The sequence below is a fragment of the Mycobacterium yunnanensis genome, from assembly GCF_025823185.1.
Classification (GTDB): Bacteria; Actinomycetota; Actinomycetes; order Mycobacteriales; family Mycobacteriaceae; genus Mycobacterium; species Mycobacterium yunnanensis.
This window is the reverse complement of record NZ_JACKVK010000013.1, coordinates 263,183-279,333: the sequence shown is the minus strand read 5'-3', so window position 1 is coordinate 279,333 and position 16,151 is coordinate 263,183. Positions and strand designations below refer to the sequence as shown.

Below are 16,151 nucleotides of genomic sequence, written 5' to 3'. Positions count from 1 at the left end.
TCAGCCACCCCCGGAAGGGGTTGGCCGAACGGGGGGAATCTTGAACGGGTCGGCAGCCTCGCCGGAGAGGTTCGCCATCTGCCCCAGCAGGAAGTCGGGCGGGTTGACCACCTCGTCGAGATGTTTCATGTTGGGGTCGAGTTTCGAGGTGGTGAAGAGGTTTTCGCCGAATCGTCGCAGGGTCAGATCCAGCGTGACGAAGACGTTGAGGTAGTCACCACGGACGATCTGTTTGATCCCGGGTTGCGGGATCGGAAAGGTCGGTAGCACGGGCAGTGCGTCGACGAGGGTGTCGGCGTCGTCGGCCAATGGTTTGACCACGGCGAAGGCGGACTTGAGGTCGGCGGCGAAGTCCACCTTCGTCTGCGACAGGATGCGGGACCCGACTTCGGCAAAGCGTTGCAGCGCGGCGAAGGCATCGACGATGTGGCCGCTGTTGTCGTTCAGGACACGCAACGCTGCGGGCAGTGTCTCGAGGGCCAGCGCCAGTTTGTCGTTGCCACGCGCCACCGCCGCAGAGAAGCGGTTGAGTTGCTCGGCGGCGGCGATGAGGTCGCCCGTCTGATGGTCGATCGAGGCCGTCAGTTCGGCCAGCCGGGGCAGGAAGTCGGCGAATTGACCCGCGCGCCCCGCCACGGCGGAATACAGCTCATCGGTGATGTCTTGAAGCGCACCGAGATTACCCTTGTTGACGATCACGCCGAGGGAGGACAGTACTTCCTCGGTGGTCGGGTACCGACCTGCGTGTCCGATCGGGATGACGGCCCCTGCTTGCAGCGTGCCGGTCGGCGGCTGGTCCTTCGGCGCCGCCAACTCGAGATGCTGCGATCCCAGAAGTGAGGTTTGCCCCACGGCGGCGGTGGCGTTGGCTGGCAGCTTCACGCCCGAGTTCAGCGACACCTTCACTGCGGCGTAGAAGGTGCCGTCGGCACGCTGCACGGCCTCCATCCCGGACACGCTTCCCACCGTGACGTCGTCGACGAGCACGGGGGAGTTCTGGGGAAGTGACGCGACGTCGGGCAACTCGGCGCTAATGGTGAAGGATCCGCCGCCGTGCCCCTCCGTCCCCGGCATGTCCAACGAGTTCAGGCCTCCGAATTGGCATGCGCTCAGCGTCATCGCGGCGACACCGAGCGCCATGCCCCGCTGGCTCGTTCGACGGAAGGAGAGCCGTGACACCGACGACGTCATCCGCCGGCTCCTGTCCCTGGAGGCGACGGAACGATCGTCGCCCCACTGTCGGGCGGCGCCGGGGTCGGACTTGGCGCGGCAGTCTCGGCCGGAGTCGGTTCTGGTGGAAGCAGGATCGAGGACAGATCCGCATCGGGCGGAATGGTGGGTGGGTGCACGCCGGGTAGAGGTTGCCACTGCAGTTGCGAGATCGGCGTTTGGGCCTTGGCTTGCGTTTCGGGAGTGTCGTAGATGATCTGTCCCTTGTATGCGGTGATGCTGTTGATCGGATGGAACAGGAATGGTGGGTAGTTCACGGCGAGCCGTTTGAGCACGGGTGCCATGCGTTGCCGACAAATCTCGGCTCGCTTGTACGCGTCAGGCGTCCCGGCGGCTTCGAGGGTGCCGCCGCAGATGAACTGCACGGGGTTGGCAAAGTTGGGCAGGTTCAGGATTCCGTTGGTGGAACCTTGGGCGGGGTCGTAGATGTTGTAGAAATTGGCTATGCCGTTGGGCGCGACGTGGAGTACTTGCTCGATGTCGTCGCTGTGTTCGGTCAACAACGACGTGAATTGAGTGAGCCGGTCGATCTGCCCGGTGAGGCTTGCGTTGTTGTCGTCGAGGAATCCCCGAATGTCGTTCAGGGCCTGGGACAGGGCCCCCAACGAGGTGTCCAATGCCGTCGAACTGTCGGCCAGGACTTGAGATACCGATGCGACATGACTGGAGAACTCTACGATTTGGTCGTTGCTGCGCGAGAGCGCGTCGACCAAAATGCGCAGATTCTTCACGGTGCCGAAGAGGTCGGTACGTGAGTCGCCCAATCGTCCGGCGGTTTGGGACAGTTCGCGGATCGCCTGGCGGAAGGAATCGCCCTGACCGTCGAACGTGTCGGCCGCTTGGTCGACGAATTGGGACAGCGGACCCTGCAGAGAGCCAGGTTGTGGTCCGAGTTGTCCGCTGAGCTTGGTGAGTTCGTCTTTGACCTGATCCCATTCCACCGGCACGGCGGTACGACTTTCCGGGATCATGGCACCGTCTGCCATCGTCGGTCCGGTGTCGTAGACGGGCGCGAGTTCGACGAACCTGGCCGCGATGAGGTTGGGTGCCACGATGATTGCGGCGGCGTCGGCGGGGACGTTGACGCCGTGGCGGACGGTCATGGTGATCGTCGTGTGCTCGGCGCCTGGCGCAATGGAGGTGATGGTGCCGACGGGTACCCCGGCGATCTTGACGGAGTCTCCAGGATAGAGCCCGATCGCCGAGGAGAAGTATCCGCTCACCGTCATCGCCGAGGAGGTCGGCCACACCTGTACGACTGCGCCGCACAGCACGGCGAGCAGAACGACCAGGATGCCTAGGCGGGCCGAGACCCGGCGGAGGAAGGTGTTGGCGCTCATGGTGACTTCGGCCTGATCGTCGCCCTTTCGACGAGGAAGCCCCGCAACAGGTCCGCCAACGAGTCGGGAAGTTTACCCGGCTGAAAGTACGTGTCGAACAGCAACGCTGCGGCACTGGGCGGTGGTACCCCGCCGATGTTGGCCTCGAAGCCGGGGGCGGACGCGACGACCTCGCCGAGGGCAGTCGAATAGCCGGGCAGGCGTTTGAGGGCTTCGCCGATGTGTTCCCGATGGGCGTTGAGATTGTCCAAGACGAGATTCAGCTTCTGGAGCGCGGGCCCGAATTCGGTGCGGTTGTCGGCGACGAAACCCGAGATCTGACGCGATATGTCGGTGATTCCCGTGATGAGCTGGTTGATGGCTTGGCGGCGGGAGTCCAATTCGGTGAACAGCGAGTTGCCGTCGCTGATCAGCAGGTTGATCTGCTCGGCCCGCCTGGCGAGGACTTCGGACACCGAGTTCGCGTGTGAGAGGAGGGTTTCGACCTGTTCGTCGCGGGCGTTGACGCTGCGGGACAGAGCGGTGATGCCGTCCAAGGCGCCGCGCAGCTGTGGGGTGGCGTCGTGCAGCGCATCGGTGAGGGTTTGAAGCGCTTCGACGAAGCGGGGCTTGTCGAGGTCTCCGACGTTCTGCCCGAGATCTTGGAGAGCGTTGTTCAGGCTGTAGGGCGTGGTCGTGCGGCCGAGCGGGATCGAGGTGGTGGTTCCGGAACCCTTTGGCGTGATGACCAGTGCACGCTGACCCAGAACCGTGTCGGTCTTGATCGCCACCAGGCTTTGGTCTCCGATGCGCAGCTTGCGGTCGACCGTGAAGTCGATCTTCGCAGAGCGGTCGACCAGGTCGACCTTGGTGACCTTTCCCACGGGATAGCCGTAGACCTGTACGTCGCTGCCCGCGACGACGCCGGCCGCGTTGGTGAAGTAGGCGCTGTAGTTCTTCCCACGCGGCCAGAACGGCACCGTGGTGTACCCGAAGGAGGTGAGGACGAGGCAGGTGATGATGGTGATGCCGAAGAACCCCGTGCGTAGCGGATCGCGTTCGCGAGTGTGCTTATTTGGCAAAGGAACACCTGCCGATGTTTGGGTCGGGTGGAGCGACCGCGGGAAGGATGATGTCGCTACCGGCGGGTCCGTTGATCTTGAATTTCAGTTGGCAGAAGTAGATGTTGAAGAACGCGCCGTAGGACCCCAGCGCACTGAGTCGCAGGTAATCCTCCGCCAGCGGTTCGATGACGGTGTTGACGTCCTTCTTGCGGTCGTCGAGCACGGTCGCCAGCGGACGGACGTTCTCGATCACCCCCTGCAGCGGCCTCCGCGAGGTGGCCAGCAAGTCGGTCAGATCGGATTGCGCGGAGGCCAATGGTGCTATGGCGCCGGCAATTGGGTCACGGCCCTTGGACAACGCCGTGATCAGCTGTTGGAGTTGATCGACGCTGGCGTCGAGTTGGGCGTTCTTGTCATCGACGGTACCGAGCACCGAATTCAAGTTGGTGATGACGTCGCCGATGAGTTGATCACGCGCGGCGAGTGTTTGGGTGAACGAACCAGTGCTCGAGAGCATGTCGGCAAGGTCTCCGCCCTTACCCTGGAGCAGTTCGATGACCGCGTTGCTGACCTGGTTGACCTTCTGAGCGTCGAGTCCCTTGAGGACGGGACGCAATCCGCCCAGCAGCGCGTCGAGGTCGAGGGCGGGCTCGGTGTTGCTGATCGGGATGGTGGCGCCGACGGGCAGCTTGTCCAAATCGCCTGGACCGGAGGTGATTTCGAGGAATCGGTCACCGACGAGATTCTCGTAGCGGATGACTGCGCGGGTGGAGGTGTAGAGCTGGTAGCGCCTGTTGACGTCGAACGACACGTCGACGTGGTCGCCGTTGATCTCGATGTCGGACACCGTGCCCACGGGGATGCCTGCGATGCGGACGTCCTGCCCGGTCTTGAGCCGCGACACCGAGGCGAACGACGCGTGGTAAGTGTCGTTGGAGCCGAAGCGGAACTTCCCGAACGTCACCACCAACCCAGCCATGACCAGCAGCATCGCGACCACGAACACCGTGACCTTCATGCCGACGTTCTTCGCGGTCATCAGTAGTTGTCCCGCTCGGCGTAGGCCCCGTTGAACAGGAACTGCAAGGTATTGGGCGGGTCGAATTGCAGCTCGGTGTTGGGCTGGTAGGGGATGTAGGCGTTGTCGGTCACCAGGAACTGTGGGTGATACCAGGAACCGCTGCCCTGCTTCGTCGGCAGGTTCGGAAGCCCGCGGCAGTTGGGTCCCCCGGAGGCGTTCACGATGGGGAGGCTCTCGGGGTAGGTGTACGGGGGAGAACCGGGCTTGAAGTTGGCGCTCAGAAAGAGGCCGGGCACCTTTCCGCCGATGAGCGGGCCAAACTTCTTGTTGGCCTCCGACAACGCCGTCAGAACGCAGGAGAATTCCGGTGAGTAATCGCCAAGGACCTTCAGCGGCGCGCGCAGTCGCGCAATGGCGGCGATGAGGTCCCCTTCGGCCGGTTCGAGCGTCTGCGTACCGCTGTCCGCGAGCCCGACGGCCGCCAGCAACGTCGCCGACAGATTGTCGCGCTCGTCGACGATCGTGTCGCTGATCGTCGGTACGTTGTCCAGCGTGCGCACCAGATCCGGTGCGGCGTCGGCGTAGACGCCGGCGGTCGTGGTCAACTTCTGTAGGTCGGTCTGCACGGTGGGCAACGCGGGGTTCAGCGTGCCGAGGTAGGTGGTGAGTGTGCTGGCGGTGTCTCCCAAATCCTTGCCGTTGTCACGAAGTCCGTCGGTGATGGCCGTCAGTGTTGCGTTGAGCTGGACCGGATCGATTTTGTGCAAGGTGTCGACGAGCGTTCGGAACAACGTATTCGCTTCGACGGCGACGTTGGATGCGTGCAGTGTCGCGTTGGGCGTCAACGGTGTGGGAGAAGGATCGTCCGGGGGAAGGAAATCCACGGATTTCCCACCGAAGACGGTGTTACTGGCGATGCGTACGGTGGCGTTGGACGGGATGTTTTCGATTTGATCCTGCAGGATTGCCAAGGTCAGTCGCGCGTGGTCACCGTCGTAGTCGATGGCCGTTACCTTGCCGACCTGGACTCCGAGGTACTTCACCTTTGCGTCTACGTCCATCACCAAACCTGCCCGCTCCGAGGTGATGTTGACGGTGTCGACGGGGGTGAAGGCAGCCGTGTAGGACAGGTAGGTGAACGCGACGGCCAAGGTGCAGAACAGTGCCAAAGCCGAAGCGGCACATCGCAACTTCGCGGGGCGGGTCAGCTTAATCGCCATCTGAACCGCTTGCGTGAACGCATCGACGGATTGAGCCGACTGCGCGCGTCGAGCGGCGACGTGCCGGCACGACGGAGAGCAGATGATCCCGCGACGTCGTCGTCATGCGCGCAAGCATCCGACGTCTACGACAGCCTGGTCAACGAACTAGACGATGTCGATATCTCGGCCGGACGCGTCTCGCCGTTGATCGTCTCATTGCACCGTCGCTACCTGTATCGATGAAGGACTCCCGTTGAAGCGGTGTCTCATTTCGGAAAATGACGTACCCGCGTGGAGGCGCACATCGCCGACTCGCGGCCGGCCGGCCGAGCGACACTGACGCGATTCGTACGACTACTTTCACGGCCCCGTGGGCCACGGTCGACCAACGGTAGACGCATACTGCCACAACGTATGACCTACACGGAAGAGTCTGTCGGTGGACTGCGTATATAACCGGCATCGTTGACTCTACGTAGCCCTTGGTCATACGCTCACGCGAACAACGTCAAACCACAGGTATGCGCGATAGCCGACAGTGAGGAACGCCCATGACCACGGCTGGCACCGCTCCGAACGTCCTCGAGGCTGACCTCCCCACCTTGAGTTACGACCTCACCGCCGCCCCCCACGACATCCTCGAGGACGTGCGATCGGCGCAGTCGTGCGCGCCCATCGCCCTTGGGCCCCTAGGGCCAGAGATACTGTCCTATGATCTATCGCGCGCTCTGCTGCGCGACAACAGATTTCGCTTGCCTCCTGGGATCACGCTGGCGGCGCAGGGCATCACCTCAGGTCCGCTGTTCGACAAGATGGCGACCAGCCTCCTGGGCTTGGACGGTGCGCCACACGTGCGCTTGCGAAAACTGGTGTCGAAGGCATTCACTCCCCGCGCGACGTCACGACTCCATCACACCATTCACGAGGTGATGAACGGCCTCGTCGACGAGGTCGTGGATGCGGGTCGGTGCGATGTCGTGACCGACATTGCGCGTCCGTACCCCACTCCCATCATGTGCGCCTTGCTTGGCGCGCCCAGCGAGGATTGGCCATTATTCGCAGATTGGACTGAGGAGGTGTTCAAGGCCTTCAACTTTCAGCCTGACACGAACTTCGACGAAGCGGCGATCATCGCCGCATGGAGCGAACTCGACGCCTACGTCGACGGCATGATCGCCGCCCGACGTCATCATCTGACCGATGATTTGCTCTCGGAACTCATACGTGCCGAGAGCGACGGCGAACGCCTGAGTGCGGGCGAGCTTCGCATGCTGGTGGCGGGCTTCTTGATGGCGGGAACGGACACGACGCGGAATCAACTGTCGGCCTCGGTGCAGGTGCTGTGCGAGCACCCCGACCAATGGGCGAAGCTGCGCGTGAATCCCGGACTTGCGATGCATGCCGTCGACGAGAGCATGCGCCATTCGCCGGCGGCTTCCATCGTCCCGCGTGCCGCCGTGGAGGATGTCGAGTTCGGCGGCTACATGTTCCCGCAGGGGACCTTCATCTTCGCGAACACCTTCGCCGCCAACCGGGACCCGGCGATCTACGACGATGCCGACCGATTCGACATCACGCGGGAAGATGTCCCGCCCATTCTGACGTTTGGCGGTGGCGCGCACTACTGCCTCGGCGCGAACCTCGCTCGCCGGGAACTGGCGGAAGCGCTCACAGTTCTCACCCGTCGACTTACCGCTCCCCGCCGCGTCGGACCGGCCCCGTGGAAGCCCCTGCTGGGAATGACCGGCCCGACAACGCTTCCGATCGAGTTCATCGGTGAACCGCGGATGACGGCGGATGCGTAGCCGAGGCTGGGCGGGCTCGACGCCGGCCTCCGACGAGGAAGCCATCTCGCGGATTCTTACTGCGGCCGACCAGGAGATTGCCGAGCACGGAGCCGCGATACGCCTTGCTGACGTCGCTCGGAGGCTGGGAGTCACGCGTCAGACGGTGTACCGGTACTTTCCGAATGCCGACGCGCTGCTCGTCGCGAGCGGGATGCGGGCCGTCAACGGATTCGTCGACCAAGTCGCACGCCACGTCTGCGGTCTCAACGACCCCGTCACCGCCGTGGTGGAGAGCATCTGCTTTGGGGTCGAACACCTGGCTGGTGACCCGCAGCTGGAGGGGCTACTCAACCGGCGAGATGACGGCGAGCCCACCGTGACGCTTACGTCTGACACCGCAATTACATTCTGCTTGTCTCTCTTTGAGAGATTCGACGTCGACTGGAAGCTGCACGGCTTAGGGACCGCAGAGCTCCGGGAGCTTGCCGAGATGACGTTGCGCACCGTGCAGTCATTCCTCATCGACCCCGGCCAGGAGCCGCGAAGGGGACCCGAGCTGCGGCGTTTCGTGACCCAATGGTTGGGCCCTGCGATCCTTCGTCCGAGACTGACGAAGTTGATGACGCCAACGACGGGCACCCCGGATTCCGAGGAGCGCGCAGGACGCCAGGGGTAAGCTCCCACCATCCCCTCCTGATGCCTCCAGAGTGGTCGTGCTTCCGAACGAAAGGATTCAACGGTATGAGTCGAGTCCCTAGCCGCGCAGCGCGTTTGGCGCACGCAGCGCAACATGCCGAACTGTGGAACGCGGGCCGGAAAGAAGAATGGGTCGCATCTTGGCGCACGATCGTGCCTGCGGGAGTGCGGATGTACGACCCCGTCGGGACTGAGGAAAAGCACGGCTTCGACGCCGCTACCAGTGACGCCTTCGACATGTTTCAGGCAATCCTGAAGATCAGGATGATCACCGTTCAGGTGAACGGCAACGAGATGGCCTGGGTGTGCGAGAACACCTTTGGCACCGAGCCAGATGTCGGAACGGCCTACAGCATAGAAACATTCGCGTGGGCGGAAGACGGCGAGCTTCTCATCAAGACGTATTACCCGATGCCCGAGACCGTCGGCGCCGACGCCGATCCCTACGCGCATCTCTTGAACGGTGATCAATAGTCCGCGCGAGTTTCCCTACCCAGGTGGGTCTAGTCAGGGCTCGGGTGGTTCGTCGGTGTCGCGGACGCACCGCTACGAGTCGAGGGCAGCCCTGACTGCTCTGCATTGGCGGTCGAAGAAGTCGCGGGACACGCCGGCAGATGGGGCGACCATGTCGAAGCCGTGGAAGGCACCCTCTACTGTGTCGAACTCGCACGGAACGCCTGCACGCGTCAGGTTGCGGGCGTATGCCTGGTCCTCGACGAACAGGGGATCGACGGTGCCGACGCCGATCCAAGCGGGCGGCAACCCCTCGAGGTCCGATCGACGTGCTGGCGCGGCACGCTGGGGATCCGCGCCGCTCAAATAGAGATGCCAGCCAAGCCGATTGGTGTTTTCATTCCACAACCGGTATCGCGAATCAGGGGCTATGGCGTCCGAGCGGTCGTCGAGCATGGGGTACACCAAGAGCTGAAAGAGCGGTGTCGGTCGGCCGCGGTCACGGGCCAAGAGGGCCAACGCCGCGGCCAAACCGCCACCGGCACTTGCCCCTGCGACGACGACGCGGGACGGGTCGACCTCAGGCATGCGTGTCAGCCACCGAAATGCGTCGTAGCAGTCCTCCAGAGCGGCTGGGTACGGATGGCGAGGTGCCAACCGATAGTCCACTGCGACCACTGGCACACCAATCCGACGGGCGAGGCGACGGCAGAGCGAGTCGTCCTGGGCCGCAGACCCAATGACGTATCCGCCGCCGTGGATCCAGAGGACGGCGCCGTCGCCGCCACCCTTGCCGGGATGCAGCCGGACCTTCGCTCCTCCCGGTAGCTGCGAGACCTGAGCTCCCCGGCTTGGGCGCATCGAGGAAAGCGAGGTCAATGCCCGCAGCGCCGGCAGAGTCCGCCTGGTGAATATCCCTCTGGGGAGGACGCGGGCCATGTTGCGTAGGTCTGGGTGGTACCCGTCGTCGTCCATCAGATCGGGTACGTCACGCCGGTGAGCTCTTCTGATACCGCCCAAAGGCGCGTCTGAACTGCTCGATCATGCGATCTTGCACTGGATTTCACCAACGTGGGGTATCCCTTCAGTTCCGCGAATCCTCCCGGGCCCCAGTACTGCCCGCCCTCGACCCGTGGATCGGTGGCGGCCATCAGCTGGGGGAGGGCGCCGATCGCCGGGTCTTGGCCGATCAGCGGACCGACCACCTTCATCAACGGGGCTACCGGCTTCCAGACGTGCCGCATGAGATCTGAGTTCGTGAAGCCCGGATGAGCCGCGACCGCGATGGTCGTCTTGGATGCAGCGCGGAGACGGCGCTGCAGTTCATAGCAGAACAACATGTTGGCGAGCTTGGACTGAGCATATGCGGCGGCGCGATTGTAGGAATGCTCCCACTGCAGGTCCTCGAAGTGAATCTTGCCGCCCATCTTGTGCCCGTTGCTGCTGACCACGACGATTCGGGAACAGTCCACGGCGGTAAGGCTGCTCAGCAGCAGACCGGTTAGAGCGAAGTGGCCCAGATGATTCGTGCCAAACTGAAGCTCGAAACCGTCTGGCGTGACTTGCTTGGGTGGCACCATCACGCCGGCGTTGTTGACGAGAAGGTCGATGCGCGGATACTTCGTCGTCAGTTGATCGGCGGCGGTTCGAACCGACTGCTGGCAGCCGAGGTCCAGCGGCTGCAGATCGACGTGCGCCCGTGGAGCAACGGCCAGGATGCGCCGCGCGGCCGCGTCGCCCTTCTCGATGTCTCGCACGGCGAGTACGACGGTCGCACCCCGGTGAGCCAACACTCGGGCGGTGTCGAAGCCCAAACCCGTATTCGAGCCAGTGACGATCGCCACCCGGCCGCTTTGATCTGGAACGTCTGACTCGGTCCACTTCGACTGCTTCACGGTTCGCCTCCTCCGCCGACTCGGTTATGCAGCATGCAGTTTGACGCGCAGATGCACCGGACCTCGCAATGACGCGGTGGTCGACCACGTCGTCGCTCCGAGTGGCTCGATCCTCGAGACGCGGGTGACGAGTTCGCGCAGAACGGCAACGGCTTCCATCCGTGCCAGCGGAGCTCCGATGCACATGTGGGCGCCGTAGCCGAACGCCACGTGCATGCGCGGATTGCGGTCGGCGAAGTAGGAGTCGGGATGGTCGAACATCGCCGGATCGCGATTGGCTGCACCATAGGACATCAACACCCGCGAGCCGCGGGGGATGGTGACGTCGCCCACGCGGTAGTCGGTCACGGTGTTGCGGTAAAGGTGCTGAATGGGCGAGGAGTAGCGCAGTTGTTCCTCGACGGCCATCGGTATCAGGTCCGGGTTGGCACGTATCTTCTGGTATTCCAGGGCATTACGAGCAAGGGTGTCGAACATGCCCCCAAGCAGATTCGTGGTCGTCTCATTACCGGCAGCCAGCAACAGCAGCGCGGTGGCGAACAGTTCGTCATCGGTGATCGAGCCGTCCGAATTGTCCGCGACGAGGCGCCCCAGCGCCGTGCTGGGATCCTTCACGGCGCCCGAGGCGAATTGGGCCAGAAAGTATCGCCTCAGCGCGAGGACGGCCCGGACGGAGGTCGCTGCTTGACCAATTGCCTTGACGCTCGGCGTCAGATCCATGATCTTGACCGCATCTTCGGACCACTGACGGAATTGGCCCATGTCGGCATCGGGTACTCCCATGATGGCGGCGATGAGGTTCATCGGGAGCGGAATGGTGAGGTTGCGCACCACGTCGCAGCCGGGTGCTTCAATGAGGTCGGCGACCGTCGTCGCGGCCAAAGTGTCGACGCGTTGAGACCAACTCTCCAGGGCCCTTTTGGTGAAGACTGGCTGTACCCGCTTGCGCATCTGCGAATGCGGCGCCCCGTCGGAGAAGACCATCATGGGCATCGCGAACTTGAGGCGAGTGACTCCCTCCGTGCTGTTGATTTGTTCGGTGGCTTTGAGCGCCTCGCGCAAATCCGCGTGACGGCTGATGATCCAGGTGTCACGTCGCGGGTTGTAGTGGACGCGATTTCCCTCGTGAAGCGTGCGGTACGCGGGAAAGGGGTTGGCCGCTGTCACGGGATCGAGCGGGTCGTAGTCGGTGATGGTCGCCCCGTCGTACGCCGCTGGGCCGAGGTGTCGGCGATGAATGACCGCTCGAACGTTGAGGCGCAACGACTCTCGCAACAGCTTGGCCATGGCCCCAGCCGCGTTGGCTCTCGTTGCCATGGACGTGGTGTACGTCATGTCTGCCGGTCTCTTCTTAGGTAGTCGTCGATCGGATGACCGTCACCGTCCAAATGTGTATGCCCGGACAACGGGACGTCAACGACCATCGCAAAAGATGAGAGCCCGTCGGAGAGGCGGTGTCTTCCGCGTGTCTCGTGCGACGGCCCGCATCAGCGGCGATGAGGGCGCAGCACGCGTACTGCGTCTCATCGTCGTGATCGCGCGCGGGTTGGACGACCCGCAGGCGCTGCGTTGGTCGATCCTCGCGGCCTTTACAGCGCGAAGCGGCCCGCGAAGCCACGCAAGGGAAGGTCGGCACTGGTGAGCAGGCCTGGCGGTGCTGCGACGACGGACCTGATGGCGTTGAGCGCTGGCAGGCCGGTGACGGTCATGCCGATGGAGGCGAAGTTGTCGGGGTTGGAGAGGTCGACTCCGGGCTTGGGGAAGATCATGTGCTTGTTGTAGATGCAGGGATCGCCCTTGATCTGGGTGATGTAGCAGCCCTTGATGTCCCAGCTGGGGTTGGTGTGCGGCGTCATCTGCCACTCCAGGTGAGTCTCGACGCGTGGCACTCCGTCCACGATGCCAACGTACTTGATGTAGTTGGCGCCCAGCGAACCCTCCGGCATCTGATACCACCCGAGGTCGATGTCCTTCGTGCAGGCGCCGAGTTCGTACTCGAACCTGACCTCGTCGAGTTCCAACCCGAAGCAGTCGGCCATCATGTACACGGAGTCGGCGAACACCTCGGTGTACTTGCGCAACCGACCCGGAATGCTTGGATCGTCGACCGGGAGGCCGTAGCCCACCTCGATCCAGGTGTCCTTGCTGTGGTGGCACGAGACGTCGACGGACTCCAGGGTGGTGATGTGCTCGATCTCGGCGACGTCGGCAGAGCATACGACGCCGAGTATCTGGTTGAGACCTGGGTTCATGCCGGTCCCGTAAAAGGTCGACCCGCCCTTCTGGCACGCTGCGGCCAAGACTTCGGTGACCTTCTTGCCCGAGTGGTGAGGGTGGTTGGCGTCGCGGTGGAAGCCGGTGATCCAATCGGCGGTGGTGACGACGTCGATTCCGGCTTCGAGCACCTTGACGTAGAGGTCCTCGTCGGGGAAGACGCCGTGAAAGGTCAGTACGTCGGGCGCGGCGACGATGATCTCGTCGATCGTTCCCGTAGCGGTTACGCCGTTGGGGGCCAAGCCGGCCAGCTCACCGGTGTCCTTGCCGATCTTGTCTGGTGAATAGCAGTGCACACCAACGAGTTCGAGGTCGGGCCGGGTGGCGATGCGCTTGATCATCTCCGAGCCCACGTTGCCGGTGGCAACTTGGAAGACGCGGATCGGGGTGGCGGGGGATGAACTCATGGGGTTCCTCTCTGGCGTGATCGTCGTCGGTCTGGTCAGGAATCGAGGTTGGCGGCGGCGAGTCGAGCTGCACTGCCGCCTTTGCCGTCGGGGTAGAACCGCAGAGCCCACTCCCGAATTGCGGTGAAGCCCTGCATCTCCGAGGAAGCCAGAGCGGGTGGGTCGGAGTACCGCTGGTGAGACCAGATGTGGACGTCTTGCTGAAACTGCCTGATGACCTCCGCGCCAAACTCCTGGGCTTTGCGTTCGGCACGTTCGGCGTTCTGGCGGGCGCGTTCGGTGGTCGGGCGGCCGATGTAGACCATGAACCGAACGTCGGAGGTGGATTCGTCGACCGGGGTGATGGCGGAGATGGTTCGGTTGTCGATCATGCCGCTGCTCTTGGTGACGGCGATGCCGAGGCCGCCGTTGATGGCTTCGACCCCACTGTCGACGTCGTCGATGGATTGGTTCTCGTCGCCTTCGAAGGTGATGGTGAAGTCGACGTAGGACACCGGTTGGTCGAAGTCGTGGCGGGTGAAGACCGGCACGATCGGCGTGTCGTGCACGTACTTGAAGTGCGCGAAGTCCACACCGTTCTCCAGCACGTACTGCGGGTGCAGTTCGCGGCCGGGGACGTACAGGCGCTGCTGGGGGTAGTAGTCGTCGAGCGAACTGCCGTCGGCGAAACTCGCGAACACGTCGGGGGCGTCGAAGAAGGGCTCGCGGCCGTCGGTGTCGTGCCAGATGTAGATGGACTGGTTGCATTCGGTGACCGGATAGGTCGTGATGCGACGGCCACGGTTGGGTCGCTTCTCGTAGGGGATGCAAACGTTGCGACCCTCCTGGTTCCACTGCCAGCCGTGAAACGGGCATTGCAGAACCTCGCCGATGACCTTTCCACCGAAGCCGAGGTGGGCACCGAGGTGTTCGCAGTAGGCGTTCATCACGGTCACCCGGCCGCTCTCCGCGCGCCAAGCGATCATCTCCTCGCCGAAGTACTTCATCGTGTGGACGTGGCCGACGGCGACTTCGTCCGACCACGCAACCTGGTACCAGCCGGTGGGCTTCATCGACAGCGGCGGCTTCGCCATGAGGCTCCTCTCGTTGCTCGGATAAACGTAGAGGGTTCGTTGGAAGATTGGAAGAGGGTTCTGTCTATCCGAGTGAAACGACCCGACATGGCCTAGTGTCGAACGGATGACCGACGCGGAAGTCGTACAGCCCCCGCGCACCAACCGGCGCGGCGACGCCACGCGTAAGAACATGCTCGACGCAGCGCTGCGCGCGCTGTCCACCGGCGATCCGGGTGCGGTGTCGGCCAACCGGATCGCCAAGGAGATCGGCGCCACGTGGGGCGCCGTGAAGTACCAATTTGGAGACGCCGACGGGCTCTGGGCCGCGGTGCTGCGCCGCACCGCCGAGCGCCGGGCGCACAGCTTCGAGTCGACGGAACCGACGACGCCGTTGCGTGCGCGCGTCGCCGCCATCATCGACACTCTCTACGACGGCTTGACCGCCACCGATTCCCGCGCGATCGAGAACCTGCGTGCGGCGTTGCCCCGCGACCCGCTGGAACTCGAACGCCTCTATCCGCAGACCGCCGCCGAGCTCAAGTCCTGGGGGCAGAGCTGGCTTGCCACGTGTCAGCAGGCGTTCTCCGACGTCGACGTGGATCCAGACAGGGTCCGCGAAGTGGCCGCGTTCATCCCGGGCGCGATGCGCGGCATTACCTCTGAACGCCAACTGGGCAGCTTTGCCGACCTCGATCTGGCCCGCCGGGGTCTCACCAACGCCATCGTGGCATACGTCTCCACGCGTGCGCATTCATGAAAACGGAAGGATCTCAGTGCCCTTGGCGTAAGAACGGTCGACCGAAGGGATCGTGATGATCATGGAACCCCAAGTAGTCGTCGTCATCGGGGCGGGCGGAATGGGAGGCGCCCTCGCGCGTCGGCTCGGCGCCGGTCGACATCTCGTGCTTGCCGATCGCGACCAGGTCGCACTCGACATGCTTGCGACGTCGTTGGCCGATGAGGGGTTCGAGACGACCGTTGTCGTGGTCGACGTGAGCGACGGTGGATCCGTCCACGCCTTGGCCAATTCGGCTGCAGCGTGCGGTTCGATCATCGCATTGGCCCACACGGCCGGTGTGTCCCCGATTCAAGCCTCCGTCACCGACATCTTCGCCGTCGACATGGTCGGCACCGCACTCGTCATCGACGCCTTCGAGGACCGGATGGCCGGCGGGGGCGCCGCGGTGGTCGTGGCGAGCATGGCCGCGACGCTGCTTGGCTCCGCCATGAGCGCCGAGGAACAGCGTGGTCTCGCGTTGACACGTACGCGTGAGCTGCGGGACATCCCGTCGGTACGGATGCTGCTGGAGGGGCCGGATTCCCCCAGGGCACGAGCGACGGCATACGGAATTGCCAAGCGCGCCAACCAATTGCGCGTGCAGTCCGCGGCGCCGAAGTGGGGGGCCCGCCAGGCGCGCATCAACTCCATCAGTCCCGGGATAATCGCCACCCCGATGGGGCGGGCCGAACTGTCCGACGGTTCCACCGGCGAAATGATCGCTGCCATGGCTGCCGACGCCCCGGCAGGTCGACTAGGGACCGTGACCGACGTCGCCGCGGTCGCGGACTTTCTGCTGTCCCGCGCGGCGAGCTACATCTCCGGCGCGGACATCCTCGTCGACGGTGGGGTGGTCGCCAGCATGCTCTACCCGAAGACGCCTGCCCCGAAGTGATGTCTAGCTTGGGTCTGGGGGATGGTGGCCCGGAAGACTCGAGCGGGATGGGTGTGTGCGGCCTCGATGGCCGCC

15 protein-coding genes are annotated in these 16,151 nt (G+C 63.7%); 5 read left to right on the top strand and 10 right to left on the bottom strand.

Annotation, left to right across the window (positions count from 1 at the left end):
- Genes H7K45_RS24960 through H7K45_RS24940 form a run of 5 tightly spaced genes read right to left on the bottom strand, consistent with a single transcriptional unit; the run spans position 1 to position 5,854 of the window.
- Positions 1-1,191, bottom strand: coding sequence for an MCE family protein (locus H7K45_RS24960; protein ID WP_276070513.1), 1,191 nt, complete (start codon positions 1,189-1,191; stop codon positions 1-3).
- Positions 1,188-2,570, bottom strand: coding sequence for an MCE family protein (locus H7K45_RS24955; RefSeq protein ID WP_263998751.1), 1,383 nt, complete (start codon positions 2,568-2,570; stop codon positions 1,188-1,190). Before H7K45_RS24955 ends, H7K45_RS24960 begins: the two co-directional genes overlap by 4 nt.
- Complete coding sequence (locus H7K45_RS24950) at positions 2,567-3,631, bottom strand: MCE family protein (protein ID WP_263998750.1); 1,065 nt, start codon at positions 3,629-3,631, stop codon at positions 2,567-2,569. Before H7K45_RS24950 ends, H7K45_RS24955 begins: the two co-directional genes overlap by 4 nt.
- Complete coding sequence (locus H7K45_RS24945) at positions 3,621-4,652, bottom strand: MCE family protein (protein ID WP_263998749.1); 1,032 nt, start codon at positions 4,650-4,652, stop codon at positions 3,621-3,623. Before H7K45_RS24945 ends, H7K45_RS24950 begins: the two co-directional genes overlap by 11 nt.
- Positions 4,652-5,854, bottom strand: coding sequence for an MCE family protein (locus H7K45_RS24940; RefSeq protein ID WP_263998746.1), 1,203 nt, complete (start codon positions 5,852-5,854; stop codon positions 4,652-4,654). The genes H7K45_RS24945 and H7K45_RS24940 overlap by 1 nt, the downstream gene beginning before the upstream one ends.
- A gap of 533 nt (positions 5,855-6,387) precedes the next feature.
- Between H7K45_RS24940 and H7K45_RS24935 the strand changes: the two genes are divergently transcribed.
- The 3 genes from H7K45_RS24935 to H7K45_RS24925 all read left to right on the top strand — a co-directional run bounded on the left by H7K45_RS24935 (position 6,388) and on the right by H7K45_RS24925 (position 8,793).
- Complete coding sequence (locus tag H7K45_RS24935) at positions 6,388-7,641, top strand: cytochrome P450 (protein ID WP_263998744.1); 1,254 nt, start codon at positions 6,388-6,390, stop codon at positions 7,639-7,641.
- A complete protein-coding gene (locus H7K45_RS24930) occupies positions 7,634-8,299 on the top strand; it encodes a TetR/AcrR family transcriptional regulator (protein WP_263998742.1) in 666 nt (221 codons plus the stop codon). The genes H7K45_RS24935 and H7K45_RS24930 overlap by 8 nt, the downstream gene beginning before the upstream one ends.
- 191 nt (positions 8,300-8,490) lie before the next feature.
- Positions 8,491-8,793, top strand: coding sequence for a hypothetical protein (locus H7K45_RS24925; RefSeq protein WP_263998741.1), 303 nt, complete (start codon positions 8,491-8,493; stop codon positions 8,791-8,793).
- 72 nt (positions 8,794-8,865) lie between these two features.
- Here H7K45_RS24925 and H7K45_RS24920 read toward each other — a convergent pair whose 3' ends face one another.
- From H7K45_RS24920 to H7K45_RS24900, 5 genes are all read right to left on the bottom strand, one after another.
- Positions 8,866-9,747 (bottom strand): alpha/beta hydrolase, encoded by an 882-nt coding sequence (locus H7K45_RS24920; RefSeq protein WP_263998738.1) that lies wholly within the window; start codon positions 9,745-9,747, stop codon positions 8,866-8,868.
- Positions 9,747-10,667, bottom strand: a complete 921-nt coding sequence (locus tag H7K45_RS24915; RefSeq protein ID WP_263998737.1) for an SDR family NAD(P)-dependent oxidoreductase — start codon at positions 10,665-10,667, stop codon at positions 9,747-9,749. The genes H7K45_RS24920 and H7K45_RS24915 overlap by 1 nt, the downstream gene beginning before the upstream one ends.
- Before the next feature lie 24 nt (positions 10,668-10,691).
- Positions 10,692-11,984, bottom strand: a complete 1,293-nt coding sequence (locus H7K45_RS24910) for a cytochrome P450 (protein WP_263998736.1) — start codon at positions 11,982-11,984, stop codon at positions 10,692-10,694.
- A 272-nt stretch (positions 11,985-12,256) separates the two neighbouring features.
- Positions 12,257-13,348 carry an NAD(P)H-dependent amine dehydrogenase family protein gene (locus tag H7K45_RS24905; protein WP_263998735.1) on the bottom strand — a complete coding sequence of 364 codons (1,092 nt, stop codon included), beginning with the start codon at positions 13,346-13,348 and terminating at the stop codon, positions 12,257-12,259.
- Positions 13,349-13,383: 35 nt separating this feature from the next.
- Positions 13,384-14,421: an aromatic ring-hydroxylating dioxygenase subunit alpha gene (locus H7K45_RS24900; RefSeq protein WP_263998734.1), complete on the bottom strand. Its 1,038-nt coding sequence runs from the start codon at positions 14,419-14,421 to the stop codon at positions 13,384-13,386.
- Between the two features lie 106 nt (positions 14,422-14,527).
- Here H7K45_RS24900 and H7K45_RS24895 point away from each other — a divergent pair, with 106 nt between their 5' ends.
- Positions 14,528-15,160, top strand: coding sequence for a TetR/AcrR family transcriptional regulator (locus tag H7K45_RS24895; RefSeq protein ID WP_263998733.1), 633 nt, complete (start codon positions 14,528-14,530; stop codon positions 15,158-15,160).
- A 61-nt stretch (positions 15,161-15,221) separates the two neighbouring features.
- Positions 15,222-16,076, top strand: a complete 855-nt coding sequence (locus tag H7K45_RS24890; protein ID WP_263998732.1) for an SDR family oxidoreductase — start codon at positions 15,222-15,224, stop codon at positions 16,074-16,076.
- The last annotated feature ends 75 nt before the right edge of the window (positions 16,077-16,151 follow it).

What these genes read in the sequence shown, in the direction of transcription:
- H7K45_RS24960 (WP_276070513.1), bottom strand. Translation starts at nt 1,191, where the DNA reads ATGACGTCGTCGGTGTCACGGCTCTCCTTCCGTCGAACGAGCCAGCGG.
- H7K45_RS24955 (WP_263998751.1), bottom strand. Translation starts at nt 2,570, where the DNA reads ATGAGCGCCAACACCTTCCTCCGCCGGGTCTCGGCCCGCCTAGGCATC.
- H7K45_RS24945 (WP_263998749.1), bottom strand. Translation starts at nt 4,652, where the DNA reads ATGACCGCGAAGAACGTCGGCATGAAGGTCACGGTGTTCGTGGTCGCG.
- H7K45_RS24940 (WP_263998746.1), bottom strand. Translation starts at nt 5,854, where the DNA reads ATGGCGATTAAGCTGACCCGCCCCGCGAAGTTGCGATGTGCCGCTTCG.
- H7K45_RS24935 (WP_263998744.1), top strand. Translation starts at nt 6,388, where the DNA reads ATGACCACGGCTGGCACCGCTCCGAACGTCCTCGAGGCTGACCTCCCC.
- H7K45_RS24930 (WP_263998742.1), top strand. Translation starts at nt 7,634, where the DNA reads ATGCGTAGCCGAGGCTGGGCGGGCTCGACGCCGGCCTCCGACGAGGAA.
- H7K45_RS24925 (WP_263998741.1), top strand. Translation starts at nt 8,491, where the DNA reads ATGTACGACCCCGTCGGGACTGAGGAAAAGCACGGCTTCGACGCCGCT.
- H7K45_RS24920 (WP_263998738.1), bottom strand. Translation starts at nt 9,747, where the DNA reads ATGGACGACGACGGGTACCACCCAGACCTACGCAACATGGCCCGCGTC.
- H7K45_RS24910 (WP_263998736.1), bottom strand. Translation starts at nt 11,984, where the DNA reads ATGGCAACGAGAGCCAACGCGGCTGGGGCCATGGCCAAGCTGTTGCGA.
- H7K45_RS24905 (WP_263998735.1), bottom strand. Translation starts at nt 13,348, where the DNA reads ATGAGTTCATCCCCCGCCACCCCGATCCGCGTCTTCCAAGTTGCCACC.
- H7K45_RS24900 (WP_263998734.1), bottom strand. Translation starts at nt 14,421, where the DNA reads ATGGCGAAGCCGCCGCTGTCGATGAAGCCCACCGGCTGGTACCAGGTT.
- H7K45_RS24895 (WP_263998733.1), top strand. Translation starts at nt 14,528, where the DNA reads ATGACCGACGCGGAAGTCGTACAGCCCCCGCGCACCAACCGGCGCGGC.
- H7K45_RS24890 (WP_263998732.1), top strand. Translation starts at nt 15,222, where the DNA reads ATGGAACCCCAAGTAGTCGTCGTCATCGGGGCGGGCGGAATGGGAGGC.